Origin of the sequence: Streptomyces sp. NPDC058964 (assembly GCF_042741275.1) — a bacterium.
In the GTDB taxonomy this organism is placed as follows: Bacteria; Actinomycetota; Actinomycetes; order Streptomycetales; family Streptomycetaceae; genus Streptomyces.
Map to the genome: position 1 here is coordinate 20,349 of NZ_JBHYKH010000028.1, position 16,320 is coordinate 36,668.

Annotated in this window: 12 protein-coding genes; 4 read left to right on the forward strand and 8 right to left on the reverse strand. The window is 70.9% G+C overall.

Annotated features, from left to right (window positions below):
• Positions 1-56: 56 nt before the first annotated feature.
• Positions 57-866 (forward strand): DUF3097 domain-containing protein, encoded by an 810-nt coding sequence (locus ACFW2E_RS05980; protein WP_384462070.1) that lies wholly within the window; start codon positions 57-59, stop codon positions 864-866.
• Positions 867-949: 83 nt separating this feature from the next.
• Here the strand turns inward: ACFW2E_RS05980 and hemW are convergent, their stop codons facing one another.
• A complete protein-coding gene (gene hemW, locus ACFW2E_RS05985) occupies positions 950-2,182 on the reverse strand; it encodes a radical SAM family heme chaperone HemW (protein WP_384462072.1) in 1,233 nt (410 codons plus the stop codon).
• 27 nt (positions 2,183-2,209) lie between these two features.
• Positions 2,210-4,147 (reverse strand): SpoIIE family protein phosphatase, encoded by a 1,938-nt coding sequence (locus ACFW2E_RS05990; RefSeq protein ID WP_384462075.1) that lies wholly within the window; start codon positions 4,145-4,147, stop codon positions 2,210-2,212.
• A 102-nt stretch (positions 4,148-4,249) separates the two neighbouring features.
• Between ACFW2E_RS05990 and ACFW2E_RS05995 the strand changes: the two genes are divergently transcribed.
• Both ACFW2E_RS05995 and ACFW2E_RS06000 read left to right on the forward strand, forming a co-directional pair.
• A complete protein-coding gene (locus ACFW2E_RS05995; RefSeq protein WP_384462078.1) occupies positions 4,250-7,813 on the forward strand; it encodes a HAMP domain-containing protein in 3,564 nt (1,187 codons plus the stop codon).
• Between the two features lie 12 nt (positions 7,814-7,825).
• Positions 7,826-8,410: a two-component system response regulator gene (locus ACFW2E_RS06000; protein ID WP_384462081.1), complete on the forward strand. Its 585-nt coding sequence runs from the start codon at positions 7,826-7,828 to the stop codon at positions 8,408-8,410.
• A 222-nt stretch (positions 8,411-8,632) separates the two neighbouring features.
• Here ACFW2E_RS06000 and ACFW2E_RS06005 read toward each other — a convergent pair whose 3' ends face one another.
• Both ACFW2E_RS06005 and lepA read right to left on the reverse strand, forming a co-directional pair.
• Entirely contained in the window at positions 8,633-10,507 is a 1,875-nt protein-coding gene (locus ACFW2E_RS06005) for an AMP-dependent synthetase/ligase (protein ID WP_384462084.1), read from the reverse strand.
• A gap of 270 nt (positions 10,508-10,777) precedes the next feature.
• Positions 10,778-12,652 (reverse strand): translation elongation factor 4, encoded by a 1,875-nt coding sequence (lepA, locus tag ACFW2E_RS06010; protein WP_384462087.1) that lies wholly within the window; start codon positions 12,650-12,652, stop codon positions 10,778-10,780.
• A 221-nt stretch (positions 12,653-12,873) separates the two neighbouring features.
• Between lepA and rpsT the strand changes: the two genes are divergently transcribed.
• Positions 12,874-13,140, forward strand: a complete 267-nt coding sequence (rpsT, locus tag ACFW2E_RS06015; RefSeq protein ID WP_015660447.1) for a 30S ribosomal protein S20 — start codon at positions 12,874-12,876, stop codon at positions 13,138-13,140.
• A 245-nt stretch (positions 13,141-13,385) separates the two neighbouring features.
• On the opposite strand, the gene holA is transcribed toward rpsT, so the two are convergent.
• The 4 genes from holA to ACFW2E_RS06035 form a co-directional block, all read right to left on the reverse strand.
• Complete coding sequence (gene holA, locus ACFW2E_RS06020; RefSeq protein ID WP_384462091.1) at positions 13,386-14,372, reverse strand: DNA polymerase III subunit delta; 987 nt, start codon at positions 14,370-14,372, stop codon at positions 13,386-13,388.
• Positions 14,373-14,461: 89 nt separating this feature from the next.
• The gene (locus ACFW2E_RS06025; RefSeq protein WP_384462094.1) at positions 14,462-14,707 is read right to left on the reverse strand and encodes a hypothetical protein; all 246 of its coding nucleotides are present in this window, start codon (positions 14,705-14,707) and stop codon (positions 14,462-14,464) included.
• A 68-nt stretch (positions 14,708-14,775) separates the two neighbouring features.
• A complete protein-coding gene (locus tag ACFW2E_RS06030) occupies positions 14,776-15,615 on the reverse strand; it encodes an arylamine N-acetyltransferase (protein WP_384462097.1) in 840 nt (279 codons plus the stop codon).
• Between the two features lie 4 nt (positions 15,616-15,619).
• Positions 15,620-16,320, reverse strand: a 701-nt coding sequence (locus ACFW2E_RS06035) for a ComEC/Rec2 family competence protein (RefSeq protein WP_384462100.1), incomplete at its 5' end; no start/stop codon positions are given.

The following is a 16,320-nucleotide window of genomic DNA, read 5'->3' on the forward strand; positions in this document are numbered from 1 at the left end:
GGACTTCGGCGTGTCGCGCTGATCATGGCGCGCGGGTTCCTCGTATCGTCGGCAGAATGCGCCAGTACTCCGCCGACCTGACCCCTCCGTGGAAGAAGCCGCAGCCGGTGCCCGAGGTCCCGGCGGATCCCGGCCTGGTGGTGGAGGAGCCCGGGACCGGGTTCTGCGGCGCGGTGATCCGCTGCGAGGCGGGCACGGTGACCCTGGAGGACCGCTTCGGCAAGCACCGGGTGTTCCCGCTGGAGCCACGGGGCTTTCTGCTGGAGGGACGGGTGGTGACGCTGGTGCGGCCGTCGTCGGCTCCGCTGCGTCCCACCCGAACCGCCTCCGGCTCGGTCGCCGTCCCCGGTGCCCGCGCGCGTGTCGCCCGCGCCGGGCGCATCTACGTCGAGGGCCGGCACGACGCGGAACTCGTCGAGAAGGTGTGGGGCGACGACCTGCGCATCGAGGGCGTGGTCGTGGAGTACCTGGAGGGCGTCGACGACCTGCCCTCGATCGTCGCCGACTTCGCGCCCGGCCCGGACGCGCGGCTCGGTGTCCTGGTGGACCACCTGGTCCCCGGCACGAAGGAGTGGCGCATCGCACAGTCGGTGACCAGTGAGCACGCGCTGGTGGTGGGCCACCCGTACATCGACATCTGGGAGGCCGTGAAGCCCGCCTCACTGGGGATCGCGGGGTGGCCGCGTGTGCCGCGCGGGCAGGACTGGAAGACGGGGGTGTGCCGGGCGCTGGGGTGGCCGGAGAACACGGGGGCGGCGTGGCAGGGGATCCTGTCGCGGGTGCGGTCCTACAAGGATCTGGAGCCGGAGCTGCTCGGGAGGGTGGAGGAGCTGATCGATTTCGTCACGGGCAGCGGTGGGGCCTGACGTCGGGGAACGTTCCGAACTCGCTGGTGTCCAGTTCGAGCCCGAGTTCCTCCGGTGGCAGTGGCGCTCCGAACTTGGAGTGATCAGTCCACCAGATCCCGCACAACCGCATCTGCCAGCAACCGCCCCCGCAGCGTGAGTACCGCCCGGCCCTCCTCGTACGGCCCGCTCTCCAGCAGCCCCTCCGCCAGTGCCCGACGGGAAGCGGCAAGCCCCTCCTCGCGCAGCAACGCCAGCGGCACCCCCTCCCGCAGCCGCAGCTCCAGCAGGATCCGCTCCACCCGGCGGTCCTCGTCCGACAGCAGCTCGCGGCCCGCGCCCGGCGCCCGCCCCGATGCCAGGGCCGCCGCGTACGCCCCCGGGTGCTTCACGTTCCACCAGCGCACCCCGCCCACGTGCGAGTGCGCCCCGGGCCCCGCGCCCCACCAGTCGGCGCCCCGCCAGTACAGCTCGTTGTGCAGGCAGCGGCCGGATTCCGAGGTGGCCCAGTTGGAGACCTCGTACCAGTCGAAGCCCGCCGCGGACAGGGCCTCGTCGGCGATCAGGTAACGGTCCGCGTGGACGTCGTCGTCCGTCATCGGGACCTCGCCCCGGCGGATGCGGCGGGCGAGCTGGGTGCCCTCCTCGACGATCAGGGCGTACGCCGAGACATGGTCGGGCCCGGCGCCGATCGCCGCGTCCAGGGAGGCCCGCCAGTCGTCGTCCGACTCGCCGGGCGTGCCGTAGATCAGGTCCAGGTTGACGTGCTCGAAGCCCGCCGCACGGGCCTCCGCGACACACGCCTCGGGACGGCCGGGGGTGTGCGTGCGGTCGAGGATCCTCAGCACGTGCTGCTTCGCGCTCTGCATGCCGAAGGAGATCCGGTTGAAGCCGCCCTCGCGCAGCGTGGCCAGGTAGGCCGGGTTCACCGACTCGGGGTTCGCCTCCGTCGTGATCTCCGCGTCGGCCGCCAGGCCGAACTCGTCGCGGATCGCCCCCAGCATCCGTACCAGGTCACCGGCGCCCAGCAGCGTCGGCGTGCCGCCGCCGACGAAGACCGTGCGGACCTCGCGCGGATCGTCGCCGAGCACCTTGCGGGCAAGGCGGATCTCGTCGGTCAGCGTGTCCGCGTAGTTGTCGCGTGAGGCGAGCACACCACCGGTGCCGCGCAGCTCGGTGGCGGTGTAGGTGTTGAAGTCGCAGTAGCCGCAGCGGGTCGCGCAGTACGGGACGTGCAGGTAGAAGCCGAGGGGGCGGTCGGCGGCCCCGGCGAGCGCGGACGCGGGCAGCGCACCGTCGGCGGGGACGGGCTCGCCGTCGGGGAGTGCGGAAGGCATGTCCTCCATTGTCCCGTACGGCGGCGGTTACTCCGCCTGCAGCACCAGCAGCGCCAGATCGTCCTCCGGCGCCCCGCCGCCGAACTCGTGCACCAGCCGTCTGATCCGCTCCGCGATCAGCTCGGCGCTCAGCCCCACGCACCCGGAGAGCGCCTGCGCGAGACCGTCGCCGTCGTCGAACTGGCGGGAGCCGGAGCGCCGCTCGGTGACCCCGTCGGTGACGCAGAGGAGGCTGTCGCCGGGGCCCAGCTCGATGGTCTCGCTGGTGTACGTGGCGTCCTCGACGACCCCCAGCAGGGTCTGCGGCTGCGCGGCGGTGCGGACCTCGCCGTCGGGCCCGAGGAGCAGCGGCAGCGGGTGGCCGGCCGAGGCGAGGGTGCAGCGGACCCCGCCGTCGAAGGGCGCCAGCTCGCCGTAGAGGAGGGACAGGAAGCGGTTCTGCGGGCCGTCCCCGGAGGTCACGGGACGGCCCCCGGCGGCGACCAGCGCGCGGGCGGCCGCGTCCGCGGCCTCGGTGGCGTCGTCGAGGAGCAGCTGGTTGAGGCGGTCGAGCACGTCCGCGACGCCGTAGCCCTCGCGGGCCAGCAGCCGCAGCCAGGGCCGCGCGAGACCGATGACGACGGCGGCCTCCGGGCCCTTGCCCTGGACGTCGCCGACGGCGAAGCACCAGCGGCCGTCGCCCGCCGGGAACAGGTCGTAGAAGTCGCCGCTGGGGCCGCCCTTGTCGCACGGCTCGTAGACGAGGGCGCTGCTCAGTCCGGGGATCTGGGCGACCGCGCCGGGCAGCAGCCCGCGCTGCAGGACGGCACTGATGGTGGCCTGGCGGGCGTACTGGCGGGCCGCGCCGATGGCGAGCGCCACCCGGCGGCCGAGGTCCTCGACGAGCCCGGTGATCTCGTCCGGGAAACTCAGCAGGCCGCACCGCCCGATGACCAGGGTGCCCAGCGGACGGCCGCCCGCGATCAGCCGGTAGGCGAGCGCCGTGCCGTCGGTGCCCTGCGGACCGAGCGCCCCGCTCGGCCAGGGGTAGGGCTCGGGTCCGGACCGTAGTCCGTCCCGGGGCCGCGGCGGGTCCTTCTCCAGGGTCCGGCGCAGCTCCTCGATGCGGTTCTCGCTGCCGTGCCAGACCCGGGCCAGGCGCGGCCAGGCCGCGCCGCTGCCCTCCCCCCAGCCCTCTCCGCCACCGCCCCCGCCGGAGCGGTGGGTCCCCCACCTCCCGGTCGACTCGTCCTCCAGCCACACCGCGCACCAGTCGGCGAGCCGGGGCACGATCAACTGCCCGGTGAGCGCGGCGACCAGGTTCTCGTCGAGCTGCCCCGCCAGCAGGTCGGAGGCCTCGGCGAGGAAGGACAGCGCGCCCCGGTCGAGCCAGTCCCGGTCCCGCTCGGCACGCTGCGGCTCCGGCGCCAGGATCTCGGCGACCCTCAGACCGCGTTCCAGGGCGAGTTCCCCGGCGTACGCCTCGATCTCGTCGGCGGCGGGGCTCCCCTCGGCGGGCAGCCGCGCCCACACGGTCTTGGCGCCGGTGCGGTAGGTGACGCCCCAGGACTCGGCGAGCGTGGCCACGAGGCGCAGGCCACGGCCGTACTCCGGGGTCCCGGACGGCCCGTCGGTGCCGTTGTCGCGGGGTGCGCGCGAGGGGTGGTGGTCGGTGACCTCGAGGACGAGCGCGCCGGCGTCCTCCAGGTGGCAGGTCAGCTCGACGTCGGTGCCCGCGTGCACGACGGCGTTGGTGACGAGTTCGCTGACCGCGACCATGGCGTCGTCGGCGAGCCGCTCGGAGGTGACGAGGCCGAGGTCGGTCCACTCGGTGAGCAGGGCGCGTACCAGGGCGCGGGCGGAGCCCGGCGCCAGGGGGCTTCCGGGCAGCGTCGCGCGCACCTCCGTACGCTCTTCCGTGCTCCGGTGCGCGGGCACACCGTGAAGACGGGCAACGGTTTCCCGCCGCGTCGGTATGGCCCCCATCACCAGCTCCCGGAGCAGTTAGGACGAATACGCCTCGATCGATGCGGACAGAGTGACAGACTGGCTGCGCCCATAAGCACCGAGTTACCGAAGTGGGCCGCCATGAGTGAGAACAGTGCTACGCGTGTGCTCGAAGACGGACAGAAACCGGAACAACTCCGAGCATCCGCGCTGCGGCCGCTGCTCGCCGCCATGACCGCCGCACGGGACGGCGACTTCGCCAAGGTGCCGGAGACCGGGCACGGCATCGACGCCGAACTCGCCGCGGTCTTCAACCAGATCATCGACCGGAGCCTGCACTTCAACTCGGAGCTGCGGCGGGTGAAGCGCGAACTGGTGCGGCACGGACGGCTCGACGAGCGGATATCGGCGAGCCCCGGCCAGGGCGCGTGGACGTCCCGCGTCAACGACGTGAACCAGATCCTGGACGCGCTGGTCGCCCCGGCGGCCAACGCCACACGCGTTCTGGACGCGGTGGCCGGCGGCGACCTGACGCAGCGGGTCGACCTGCACGACGGCAGCCGGCAGTTACGGGGTGATCTGCGGCGGCTCGGCAGGGCCGTGAACACGATGGTCGACCAGCTGTCCCTGTTCACCGGCGAGGTGACCCGGGTGGCCCGCGAGGTCGGCACCGAGGGACGGCTCGGCGGGCGGGCCAAGGTGCGGGGCCTGTCCGGAAGCTGGCGGGACGTGACCGAGGCGGTCAACACGATGGCGGCCCGGCTGACCGCCCAGGTCCGCGACATCGCCCTGGTGACCACGTCGGTGGCCCGCGGCGACCTGACCCGCACGGTGACGGTCGAGGCGACCGGGGAACTGCTGGAGCTGAAGCTCACCGTCAACACCATGGTGGACCAGCTCTCCGCCTTCGCCGACGAGGTCACCAGGGTGGCCCGCGAGGTCGGCACGGAAGGGCAGCTGGGCGGCCGGGCCCAGGTACGCGGCGTCAGCGGCGTCTGGAAGGACCTCACCGACAACGTCAACTTCATGGCGGACAACCTGACTTCACAGGTCCGCAACATCGCCCTCGTCTCGACGGCCGTGGCCCAGGGCGATCTCGGCAAGAAGATCACGGTGGAGGCCAAGGGCGAGATCCTGGAGCTGAAGTCCACGATCAACACGATGGTCGACCAGCTCTCCGCCTTCGCCGACGAGGTCACCAGGGTCGCCCGCGAGGTCGGCACCGAGGGCAACCTCGGCGGTCAGGCCCAGGTACGGGGCGCCAGCGGCGTCTGGAAGGACCTCACCGACAACGTCAACTTCATGGCACTGAACCTGACCTCCCAGGTCCGCAACATCGCCCAGGTGACGACCGCGGTCGCCAAGGGCGACCTGTCGAAGAAGATCGACGTGGACGCGCGCGGCGAGATCCTGGAGCTGAAGACCACCATCAACACGATGGTGGACACGCTGTCCTCCTTCTCCTCGGAGGTGACGCGCGTGGCCCGCGAGGTGGGCAGCGAGGGGCAGCTCGGCGGGCAGGCCCGGGTCGAGGGCGTGTACGGCACCTGGAAGCGCCTGACGACGAACGTGAACGAACTCGCCCTCAACCTCACCACCCAGGTCCGCGCGATCGCCGAGGTCGCCTCCGCCGTCGCGCAGGGCGACATGTCCCGCTCGATCACCGTCGAGGCACGCGGCGAGGTCGCGGAGCTGAAGGACAACATCAACCTGATGGTGGCCAACCTGCGGGAGACGACACGCGCGAAGGACTGGCTGGAGTCCAACCTGGCCCGTCTCGCCGCGCTGATGCAGGGCCACCGCGACCTGATGGAGGTCGCCGATCTGATCCTGCGCGAGCTGACGCCGCTGGTGAACGCCCAGTACGGCGCGTTCTTCCTGGCCGACCCGGACGAGGACGGCTCCTCGCTGCGTACGGCCGAGCCGGCGAAGGGGCTGGCGTTCATCGCCGGTTACGGCGCGGCGCAGGGGGCGACCGTGGAGACGGGCGGCCTCCCGGTGCACGGCCTGGTCCGGCAGGCGGCCCGGGAGAAGAAGCGGATCCTGGTGGAGGAGGCCCCGCCCGACTACATCAAGATCAACAGCGGGCTCGGGGAGGCCGCCCCCACGACGATCGTCATCATCCCGATCCTGTTCGAGGACAAGCTCCTCGGGGTGATCGAGCTGGCCTCGTTCTCCCGCTTCTCCGACGTGCACCTGGCGTTCTTCGACCAGTTCGTGAACACCATCGGCGTCGCCATCAACACGATCATCGCCAACTCCCGCACCGAGTCCCTGCTCGGCGAGTCCCAGCGCCTCGCGATGCAGCTCCAGGAGCGCTCGGACGAACTCCAGAAGCAGCAGGCCGAGTTGCAGCGCTCCAACGCGGAACTGGAGGAGAAGGCGGCGCTGCTCGCGACGTCGTCGCAGTACAAGTCGGAGTTCCTGGCGAACATGTCCCACGAGCTCCGGACGCCGCTGAACTCCCTGCTGATCCTGGCGAGGCTGCTCTCGGACAACCCGGACAGCCATCTCTCCGAACAGGAGGTGCAGTTCGCGACGACGATCCACCGCTCGGGCTCGGACCTGCTCCAGCTGATCAACGACATCCTGGACCTGTCGAAGATCGAGGCGGGCCGGATGGACGTACGCCCGAAGCGACTGCCGTTGATCAAGCTGCTGGACTACGTGCACGCGACCTTCCGGCCGCTCACCCTGGACCGGGGGCTCGCCTTCGAGGTGTCGGTCGGCGAGGACGTGCCGCGGGAGATGTACTCGGACGAGCAGCGCCTGCAGCAGATCCTGCGCAACCTGCTGTCCAACGCGATCAAGTTCACCGCGACGGGCCGGGTGGAGCTGCGGGTGAACCGGGTGAAGGACCCGGAGCACCACTACGTCCGCGACAGCGGCGAGGTGATCGCCTTCGCGGTCTCGGACACCGGCATCGGGATCGCCGCCGAGAAACTCCCGGTGATCTTCGAGGCGTTCCAGCAGGCGGACGGCACGACCAACCGCAAGTACGGCGGCACCGGGCTGGGACTGTCCATCAGCCGGGAGATCGCGGGCCTGCTGGGCGGCCGTATCGTCGCGGAGAGCGAGCCGGGCCGGGGCTCCACGTTCACCCTGTACGTCCCCGTCCTCAGCCCCGGTCACCCGGCGCCCGGACCGGTGCCCGAGGAACGTACGACCGTCACGATCCCCGCGCAGCCGGCCGCCGAGCCTTACCCCGCGGCCCATGACACGGACGACTCCTGGCCGGCGCCCACCAAGCTGGAGGCCTGGAAGTCGGGTCGCGCGGGCCAGGTGCTGCCCGGCCGGCGGGTGCTCATCGTGGACGACGACATCCGCAACGTCTTCGCACTCACCCATGTCCTGGGCCGAGTGGGCATGCCCGTCCTCTACGCGGAGAACGGCCGGGAGGGCATCGAGACCCTGGAACGCAACCCGGACGTCGAACTGGTCCTGATGGACATCATGATGCCGGAGATGGACGGCTACGAGACCATCTCCGCCATCCGCCGCACCCCGCGCTGGGCCGGGCTGCCGATCGTCGCGCTGACGGCCAAGGCGATGCCCGGGGACCGGGACAAGTCGATGGCCCGTGGCGCCAACGACTACGTGCCCAAACCGGTGGACGTCGACCGGCTGCTGACCGTCGTGTGCGCGCTCCTGGACCCCGACGCCACGGAGGGCGAGGAGCCGGCCGCAGAGGAACAGACCAAGTGAGGCACCGTCACCGTGAGCGCTGAGGCAACGACCGGCGAGCGCGCCGGGATCCTCCTCGTGGACGACATGGAGGACAACCTGATCGCGCTGGAGGCCGTCCTGGGGTCCCTCAACCAACCGCTCGTGCGAGCGCGTTCGGGCGAGGAGGCGATGAAGGCGCTGCTGCGGCAGCGGTTCGCCGTGGTCCTCCTGGACATCCGCATGCCGGGCATGGACGGCTTCGAGACGGCCGCGAACATCAAGCGGCTCGACCAGACCAAGGACATCCCGATCATCTTCCTGACCGGCGCGGACGACGACGCGGGCTACGCCTTCCGCGGCTATGCCACGGGCGCCGCCGACTTCCTGACCAAGCCCTTCGACCCGTGGGTCCTGCGCGCCAAGGTCTCCGTGTTCCTGGACCTCCACCGCAAGAACCGCCAGCTGGAACGCCTGCTCTCCCAGGAGCAGGCCAACTGCGCCCAGGTGGCCACCCACCTGGCGGCCCTGGAAAAGCTCCTGGCCGACGACCCCCTGAACCTCCCGGAGGCCCGCGGCCGGGTCCAGGAGCTCCAGCAACTGGTCGAGCTGATAGGACGGCAGGGGCGGGCCCACTAGGACTCCGCCCCTGCCAGGGACCCGATCGGGCCGCGCGCGACAACCGCCCGGCCCAGGCCTACGCCTCGCGCGTGCCCGAGTACACCTCGTCGATCAGGCGCCCGGCCGCAACACTCGCGTGAGGCGACCCCGCGGAAGGCGACCCCGCACCCCCGGCAGAGACACGCCCGCCACCCGCCCGGCAGACGAACCACACGCGCGTGCCAACCGCCCGGCCAGGACCTACGCCTCGCGCGTGCCCGAGTACATCTCGTCGATCAGGTGCTTGTACTCGCGCTCCACCACCGGGCGCTTGAGCTTCAGGCTCGGGGTGATCTCGCCGTGTTCGACGTCGAGGTCGCGCGGGAGGAGGCGGAACTTCTTGATGGTCTGCCAGCGCTGCAGGCCCTCGTTGAGCTGCTTGACGTAGCCGTCGACCAGCTCGACCGTGGCGGGCGCGGCGACGACCTCGGCGTAGGACTTGCCCGCCAGGCCGTTGTCCTTCGCCCAGTCGAGGATGGCGACCTCGTCGAGGGCGATGAGGGCGGTGCAGAAGTTCCGGTCCGCGCCGTGCACCAGGATGTTGGAGACGTACGGGCACACCGCCTTGAACTGGCCCTCGACCTCGGCGGGCGCGATGTACTTGCCGCCGGACGTCTTGATCAGGTCCTTCTTGCGGTCGGTGATGCGCAGGTAGCCGTCGGGGGACAGCTCGCCGATGTCGCCGGTGTGGAACCAGCCGTCCGCCTCCAGGACCTCCGCGGTCTTCTCCGGCAGCCCGTGGTAGCCCTGCATGATGCCCGGGCCGCGCAGCAGGATCTCGCCGTCGTCCGCGATGCGCACCTCGCAGCCGGGCACCGGCTTGCCGACCGTGCCGGTGCGGTAGGCCTCGCCGGGGTTGACGAAGGAGGCCGCGGAGGACTCGGTGAGGCCGTAGCCCTCCAGGATGTGCACGCCGGCGCCGGCGAAGAAGTAGCCGATCTCGGGCGCCAGGGCCGCGGAGCCGGAGACGCAGGCTCGCAGCCGGCCACCGAAGGCCTCGCGCAGCTTGGAGTAGACGAGGGTGTCCGCGACCTTGTGCTTGGCCGAGAGGCCGAAGGGCACGGTCGCCGTGCCGGTGCGCCGGAAGTTGTCCTGGCTGGCCTTGGCGTACTCGCGGGCGACCTCGGCGGCCCACTGGAAGATCTTGTACTTGGCCGCTCCGCCCGCACGGGCCTTCGCCGCGACCCCGTTGTAGACCTTCTCGAAGATGCGCGGCACGGCCGCCATGTACGTCGGCTGGACCACCGGCAGATTCTCGATGATCTTGTCGACCCGGCCGTCGACCGCGGTGACGTGTCCGACCTCGATCTGGCCGGAGGTGAGCACCTTGCCGAAGACGTGGGCGAGGGGCAGCCACAGGTACTGCACGTCATCCGTGCCGACGAGTCCGGTCGAGGCGATCGCCTTCGCCATGTACGACCAGTTGTCCTGCGGCAGACGCACACCCTTGGGGCGGCCCGTGGTGCCGGAGGTGTAGATGAGGGTGGCGAGCTGGTCCTTGGTGATCGCCGCCACCCGCTCCTTGATCAGCTGCGGGTGCTTCTCCAGGTACGCGGCGCCGCGCTGCTCCAGCTCGGCGAGGGTGAGCACCCAGTCGCCGGTCTCGACGCCGGCCGGGTCGACGACGACCACATGGGTCAGCTCGGGCAGCTCACCGCGCTTCTCCACGGCCTTGGCGAGCTGGGCCGCGTCCTCCGCGATCAGCACCCGGCTCTCGGAGTCGGAGAGGATGAACGCGGACTCGTCGGCGTTGGTCTGCGGGTAGACGGTCGTCGTGGCCGCACCGGCGCACAGGATGCCGAGGTCGGCGAGGATCCACTCGACGCGGGTCGAGGAGGCGAGGGCCACGCGCTGCTCGGGCTGCACGCCCAGCTCGATGAGCCCGGCCGCGATCGCGTAGACCCGCTCGGCGGCCTGTCCCCAGCTCAGCGACTTCCAGTCGTCCGGGCCCTGGCCGGACGCGGCCGGTACCGGGTAGCGGTAGGCCTCTGCGTCCGGTGTGGCCGCCACGCGGTCCAGGAAAAGAGTCGCCACGGACGGCGGACGGTTCTCGATCAGGGTCTGTGTGTCGCTCACGACATCCTCCGGGGCCCGCGACAGTGCGGCTGGCTCAGTGCGGCTGGGTTAACTCACGGGTGTGGTTAGCGCTTGTTGTTTAACTCGCGAGTAACTATCGAGCAGAGATCAGAGTAGAGCCCGACCGGCCGGTTCGTAAGGGGCGGCGGCCTGTCACTTCCTCCAGAGAGTGACCACCCGCATGCGGAGGGGCCCACCGCACTTTCGCACGACGAGCCCCCTTGCGCCCGGTTTGCCGACGCAACCGCGCTTACTGCTGGTGATCGGCGGTTACTTCTTGCCCTTGGCCGACCCCGCGCTGTCATCGCTGGAGAGAACCGCGATGAAGGCCTCCTGCGGAACCTCCACGGAACCCACCATCTTCATCCGCTTCTTGCCTTCCTTCTGCTTCTCCAGCAGCTTCCGCTTACGGGAGATGTCACCGCCGTAGCACTTGGCGAGGACGTCCTTGCGGATGGCGCGGATGGTCTCGCGGGCGATCACCCGGGAGCCGATGGCGGCCTGCACCGGCACCTCGAAGGCCTGCCGCGGGATGAGCTCGCGCAGCTTGGCGACGAGCCGTACCCCGTACGCGTACGCGGCGTCCTTGTGGGTGATCGCCGAGAAGGCGTCCACCTTGTCGCCGTGCAGCAGGATGTCGACCTTGACCAGGCTGGAGGTCTGCTCGCCGGTGGGCTCGTAGTCCAGCGACGCGTAACCACGCGTCTTCGACTTCAGCTGGTCGAAGAAGTCGAAGACGATCTCGGCGAGCGGCAGCGTGTAGCGGATCTCGACCCGGTCCTCGGAGAGGTAGTCCATGCCGAGGAGGGTGCCGCGCCTGGTCTGGCACAGCTCCATGATCGAGCCGATGAACTCGGTCGGCGCCAGGATCGTGGCACGCACGACCGGCTCGTACACCTCGCCGATCTTGCCTTCGGGGAATTCGCTCGGGTTGGTGACGATGTGCTCGCTGCGGTCCTCCATGACCACGCGGTAGACCACGTTGGGCGCGGTGGCGATCAGGTCGAGCCCGAACTCGCGCTCCAGTCGCTCGCGGATCACGTCGAGGTGCAGCAGCCCGAGGAAGCCGACGCGGAAGCCGAAACCGAGGGCCGCCGAGGTCTCCGGCTCGTACACCAGCGCGGCGTCGTTGAGCTGCAGCTTGTCCAGGGCCTCGCGCAGCTCGGGGTAGTCCGAGCCGTCCAGCGGATACAGGCCGGAGAAGACCATGGGCTTGGGGTCCTTGTACCCGCCCAGGGCCTCCGTGGCGCCCTTGACCTGGCTGGTGACGGTGTCACCGACCTTGGACTGGCGGACGTCCTTCACACCCGTGATCAGATAGCCCACCTCGCCGACGCCGAGACCGTCGGCCGCCAGCATCTCGGGCGAGTTGGTGCCGATCTCCAGCAATTCGTGCGTGGCTCCCGTGGACATCATCTTGATCCGCTCGCGCTTGTTGAGCTGACCGTCGATGACACGGACGTACGTGACCACGCCCCGGTACGAGTCGTACACGGAGTCGAAGATCATCGCTCGGGCGGGCGCGTCCTTGACCCCGACCGGCGCCGGGATGTCCCGGACCACCCTGTCGAGCAGCGCGTCGACGCCGAGACCGGTCTTGGCGGAGACCCGCAGCACGTCGTCGGGGTCGCAGCCGACCAGGTTGGCCAGCTCCTCGGCGAACTTCTCGGGCTGCGCGGCCGGCAGGTCGATCTTGTTCAGTACGGGGATGATCGTGAGGTCGTTCTCCATCGCCAGGTAGAGGTTGGCGAGGGTCTGGGCCTCGATCCCCTGGGCGGCGTCGACGAGGAGGACGGTCCCCTCACAGGCCGCGAGCGACCGTGAGACCTCGTACGTGAAGTCGACGTGCCCCGGGGTGTCGATCATGTTGAGGATGTGGGTCGTGCCCTGGTCGGGGCCCTCGGTCGGGGCCCAGGGCAGACGCACCGCCTGGGACTTGATCGTGATGCCGCGCTCGCGCTCGATGTCCATCCGGTCGAGGTACTGAGCACGCATCTGCCGCTGCTCGACCACACCGGTCAGCTGGAGCATCCGGTCGGCGAGCGTGGACTTGCCGTGGTCGATGTGCGCGATGATGCAGAAATTGCGGATCAGAGCCGGTTCGGTACGGCTCGGCTCGGGCACATTCTTAGGGGTCGCGGGCACGCAGGGTCCTGTCTCTTGAGGCGCCTTATGCCTCGGGTCGGATCGATACGTAGTCTCCATGGTCCCACGGGCGCGGACCGAGGGCCGGTTTGGGCCGCTCGGGGAGCCGCTGGTACCCTGGGTGGCTGTGTCTCATGCCCTCTCAGCGCGAGGCACATCTTCAAGAAATCATCGGTACGGGACCCGTGCGGCCCCGTGCCAGAACCTGAAAAGGCTCATTCGTGGCGAACATCAAGTCCCAGATCAAGCGGATCAAGACCAACGAGAAGGCCCGGCTGCGCAACAAGGCCGTCAAGTCCTCTCTGAAGACCGCGATCCGCAAGGCCCGTGAGGCCGCTGCCGCGGGTGACGTCGAGAAGGCCACCGAGTACCAGCGCGCTGCCGCGCGTCAGCTCGACAAGGCCGTCTCGAAGGGCGTCATCCACAAGAACCAGGCCGCCAACAAGAAGTCGGCGCTGGCTTCCAAGGTCGCTTCTCTCAAGGGCTGAGTCACACTCCGACTTGACCGCCGGAGGGATCAAGAGCGGGCCCTCTCTCATCCGCTCCCGTCCGGCAGCCCGAGCTCATACGCGGCCTGCGTTCGCCACGCGGGTATGAGCTCACCAGCTTGAACCGAAGGCTCCGGTCCGCCCTTCCCCAGGGCGGGCGCCGGAGCCTTCGGCATGCCCGGACGTCGTCCCGGCCCGGGGCCGGACAAGGGCGTACGGCACGGAGAACGTCCTGCCCCGCTGTCTCAGCGCCCCCGGGACCGGGCGGCGCGCGCGATCGTCACCACCGCCTTCTCCAGCGCGTACTCGGGGTCGTCCCCGCCGCCCTTCACCCCCGCGTCGGCCTCGGCCACCGCCCGCAGCGCGATCGCGACCCCGTCCGGTGTCCAACCCCGCATCTGCTGCCGGACCCGGTCGATCTTCCACGGCGGCATGCCCAGCTCCCGCGCGAGATCGGCGGGCCGGCCGCCACGCGCGGACGACAGCTTCCCGATCGCCCGCACCCCCTGGGCCAGCGCGCTGGTGATCAGAACCGGCGCCACGCCGGTCGCCAGCGACCAGCGCAGCGCCTCCAGCGCCTCCGCCGTGCGGCCCTCGACGGCCCGGTCGGCGACCGTGAAACTGGAGGCCTCGGCACGACCGGTGTAGTACCGCCCGACGACGGCCTCGTCGATCGTCCCCTCGACGTCGGCGACGAGCTGCGTCACCGCCGACGCCAGCTCCCGCAGATCGCTTCCGATCGCGTCGACCAACGCCTGGCACGCCTCGGGCGTGGCCGACCGGCCGAGCCCGCGGAACTCGCTCCGCACGAACGCGAGGCGGTCCGCCGGCTTGGTCATCTTCGGGCAGGCCACCTCCCGGGCGCCCGCCTTGCGCGCCGCGTCGAGCAGGCCCTTGCCCTTGGCCGCGCCCGCGTGCAGCAGGACGAGGGTGATCTCCTCCGCGGGCGCCCCGAGATACGCCTTCACGTCCTTGATCGTGTCGGCGGACAGGTCCTGCGCATTGCGTACGACCACGACCTTGCGCTCCGCGAAGAGCGACGGGCTGGTCAGCTCGGCGAGCGTGCCGGGCTGCAGCTGGTCCGGGGTCAGGTCACGCACGTCCGTGTCGGCATCGGCGGCCCTGGCGGCGGCCACCACCTCCTGTACGGCACGGTCGAGCAGGAGGTCCTCCTGGCCCACGGCGAGCGTCACCGGGGCGAGAGGGTCGTCATTCGCAGTCTTCCTGGCCATCGGGACAAGCATCCCACGCGCCACTGACAACGGACCGCGCCGCGGGCCGCCCGTGCCGGGCGCGACGGCGGCACGGCCGCCACGCGGCTCTACGGCTCCTCGCGCCAGCCGTCCCACTCCCCCGCGAACGCGTCCAGTTCCCGCGGGTCGAGGCGCTCCTTCTCGTCGCGCAGGACCAGGAGCCACTGCGCGTCCTCGGCATCGTCCTCACCGGCCAGCGCGTCGCGCACCAACTGCGGCTCCTCGTCGACCCCGAACCGCTCCCCGAGCGCCTCCGCCGCCGCCTCCGCGGCATCGCGGTCGGGCAGCACCAGCACATGTCTCACATCGCTCACGAGGTCATTCTCCGACACCGGTTCGGCACGGCCGCCCCGGGACCCGTCCGTCGCAACCGGCGCCCGGATCAGCCGGCCCGGTCCGTCCCGCGCACCGTCGGCACGGTGCCGAGCTCGATCCCGAACCGGTCCCGGTACACGGCGAGCACCTCCTCGTCCGTACCCAGTTCACGCACCTGCTTCGTCCCGTCGGCCCCCGTCACCGTCAGCGCGCGCCCCCCGAGCGTGATCCTTCCTCCGTCCTCCGTGACCCGCGAGCAGACCAGCGACCGGGTGAAGTGCGACGCGGGCGAGGTGCTGTGCCACCACGCCCCGGCCGCGAAGTCGCCGAGCACCCGGGGCCGGGTCTCCAGGCGGTACTGGGACTTCCCGTTCCGCACCACGTCCAGGTCCGCTACACCGTCCGGCCCGCCCGCGCCGACCGCACCGGCCGCGTCCGGACCGGCCCCGGCGATGCGGAACGTTCCTCCCGGATCCTCCTGCTCCCCTCGCTCCCCGAACGCCAGTGGATAGTGGCTGTGCGCCCCGAACCCGACATCGGCGAGCCAGTCGCCCCCGCCCGCCGTGCCCACCCGCAGTACGAGATGGTCGTACGGAATCCCGAGCCGCCCCTCGTCCCCGTACACCCGTGCCGCGAGCAGGACGACGTCGAAGCCGAGTGCGGCGAGCAACGTTCCGAAGGCGCCGTTCAGTTCGTAGCAGAATCCGCCCCGCCGTGCCCCCACCACCTTGTCCAGCAGCCGCTTCTCCTCCAGGACGATCTCCTCACCGAGGTGGATCGCAAGATTCTCGAAGGGCACCGCCCGCAGATGGCGCAGGTGCAGTTCGCGCAGGGCCTCGACGGTGGGCGACGCCGGGCGCTGGGCGCCCAGGCGGCCGAGATAGGCGTCAACCTGTGCTGAATTCATGCCCTCAGTCTCGCGCCACCCGCACCTCCCCGTCCGCCCCGCCCGTCCCGACGACCGCGAGCGCCCCGTCCCGGTCCGTGCGCAGCACCGCCGCCCCTGCGTCGCGCAGCGTCGCCACGGTGCCGGGCGCGGGATGGCCGTACGGGTTCCCGGCACCCGCCGAGACGAGCGCCACCCGGGGGGCCACCAGGCGTATCAGGTCCGGGTCCTGGTGGGCCGAGCCGTGGTGGGCGACCTTGAGGACGTCCACATCGGCCAGCTCGGCCGCCGCCGGGGATCTCGCCAGCGCCTGCTGGGCCGGGGGTTCCAGGTCTCCGAGCAGCAGCAGCCGCAGCCCGGCCGAGTGCACGAGCATGACCACACTCGCGTCGTTGGGACCGTCCGGCTCGGGTGCCGGCCCACTCGGCGGCGGCCACAGCACCCGCCAGGACAGTGCGCCGGTGCGCCGCTCCTCCCCGGCGACGGCGTGGCTGAGCGGGATGTGCCGTCGCACCGCCTCCCTCCGTACGAACTCGGCCTGTTCCACGGGCTCTTCGAAGCCGGTCGTCTCGATCGCGCCCACCGAGCGGTCTCTCAGCACGCCGGGCAGTCCGGTGACGTGATCGGCATGGAAGTGGGTCAGCACGACCAGCGGGATCCGGGTGATGCCGAGCTCCCGCAGGCAGTGGTCGACCAGCGCCGGATCGGGCCCGGCGACCACGACCA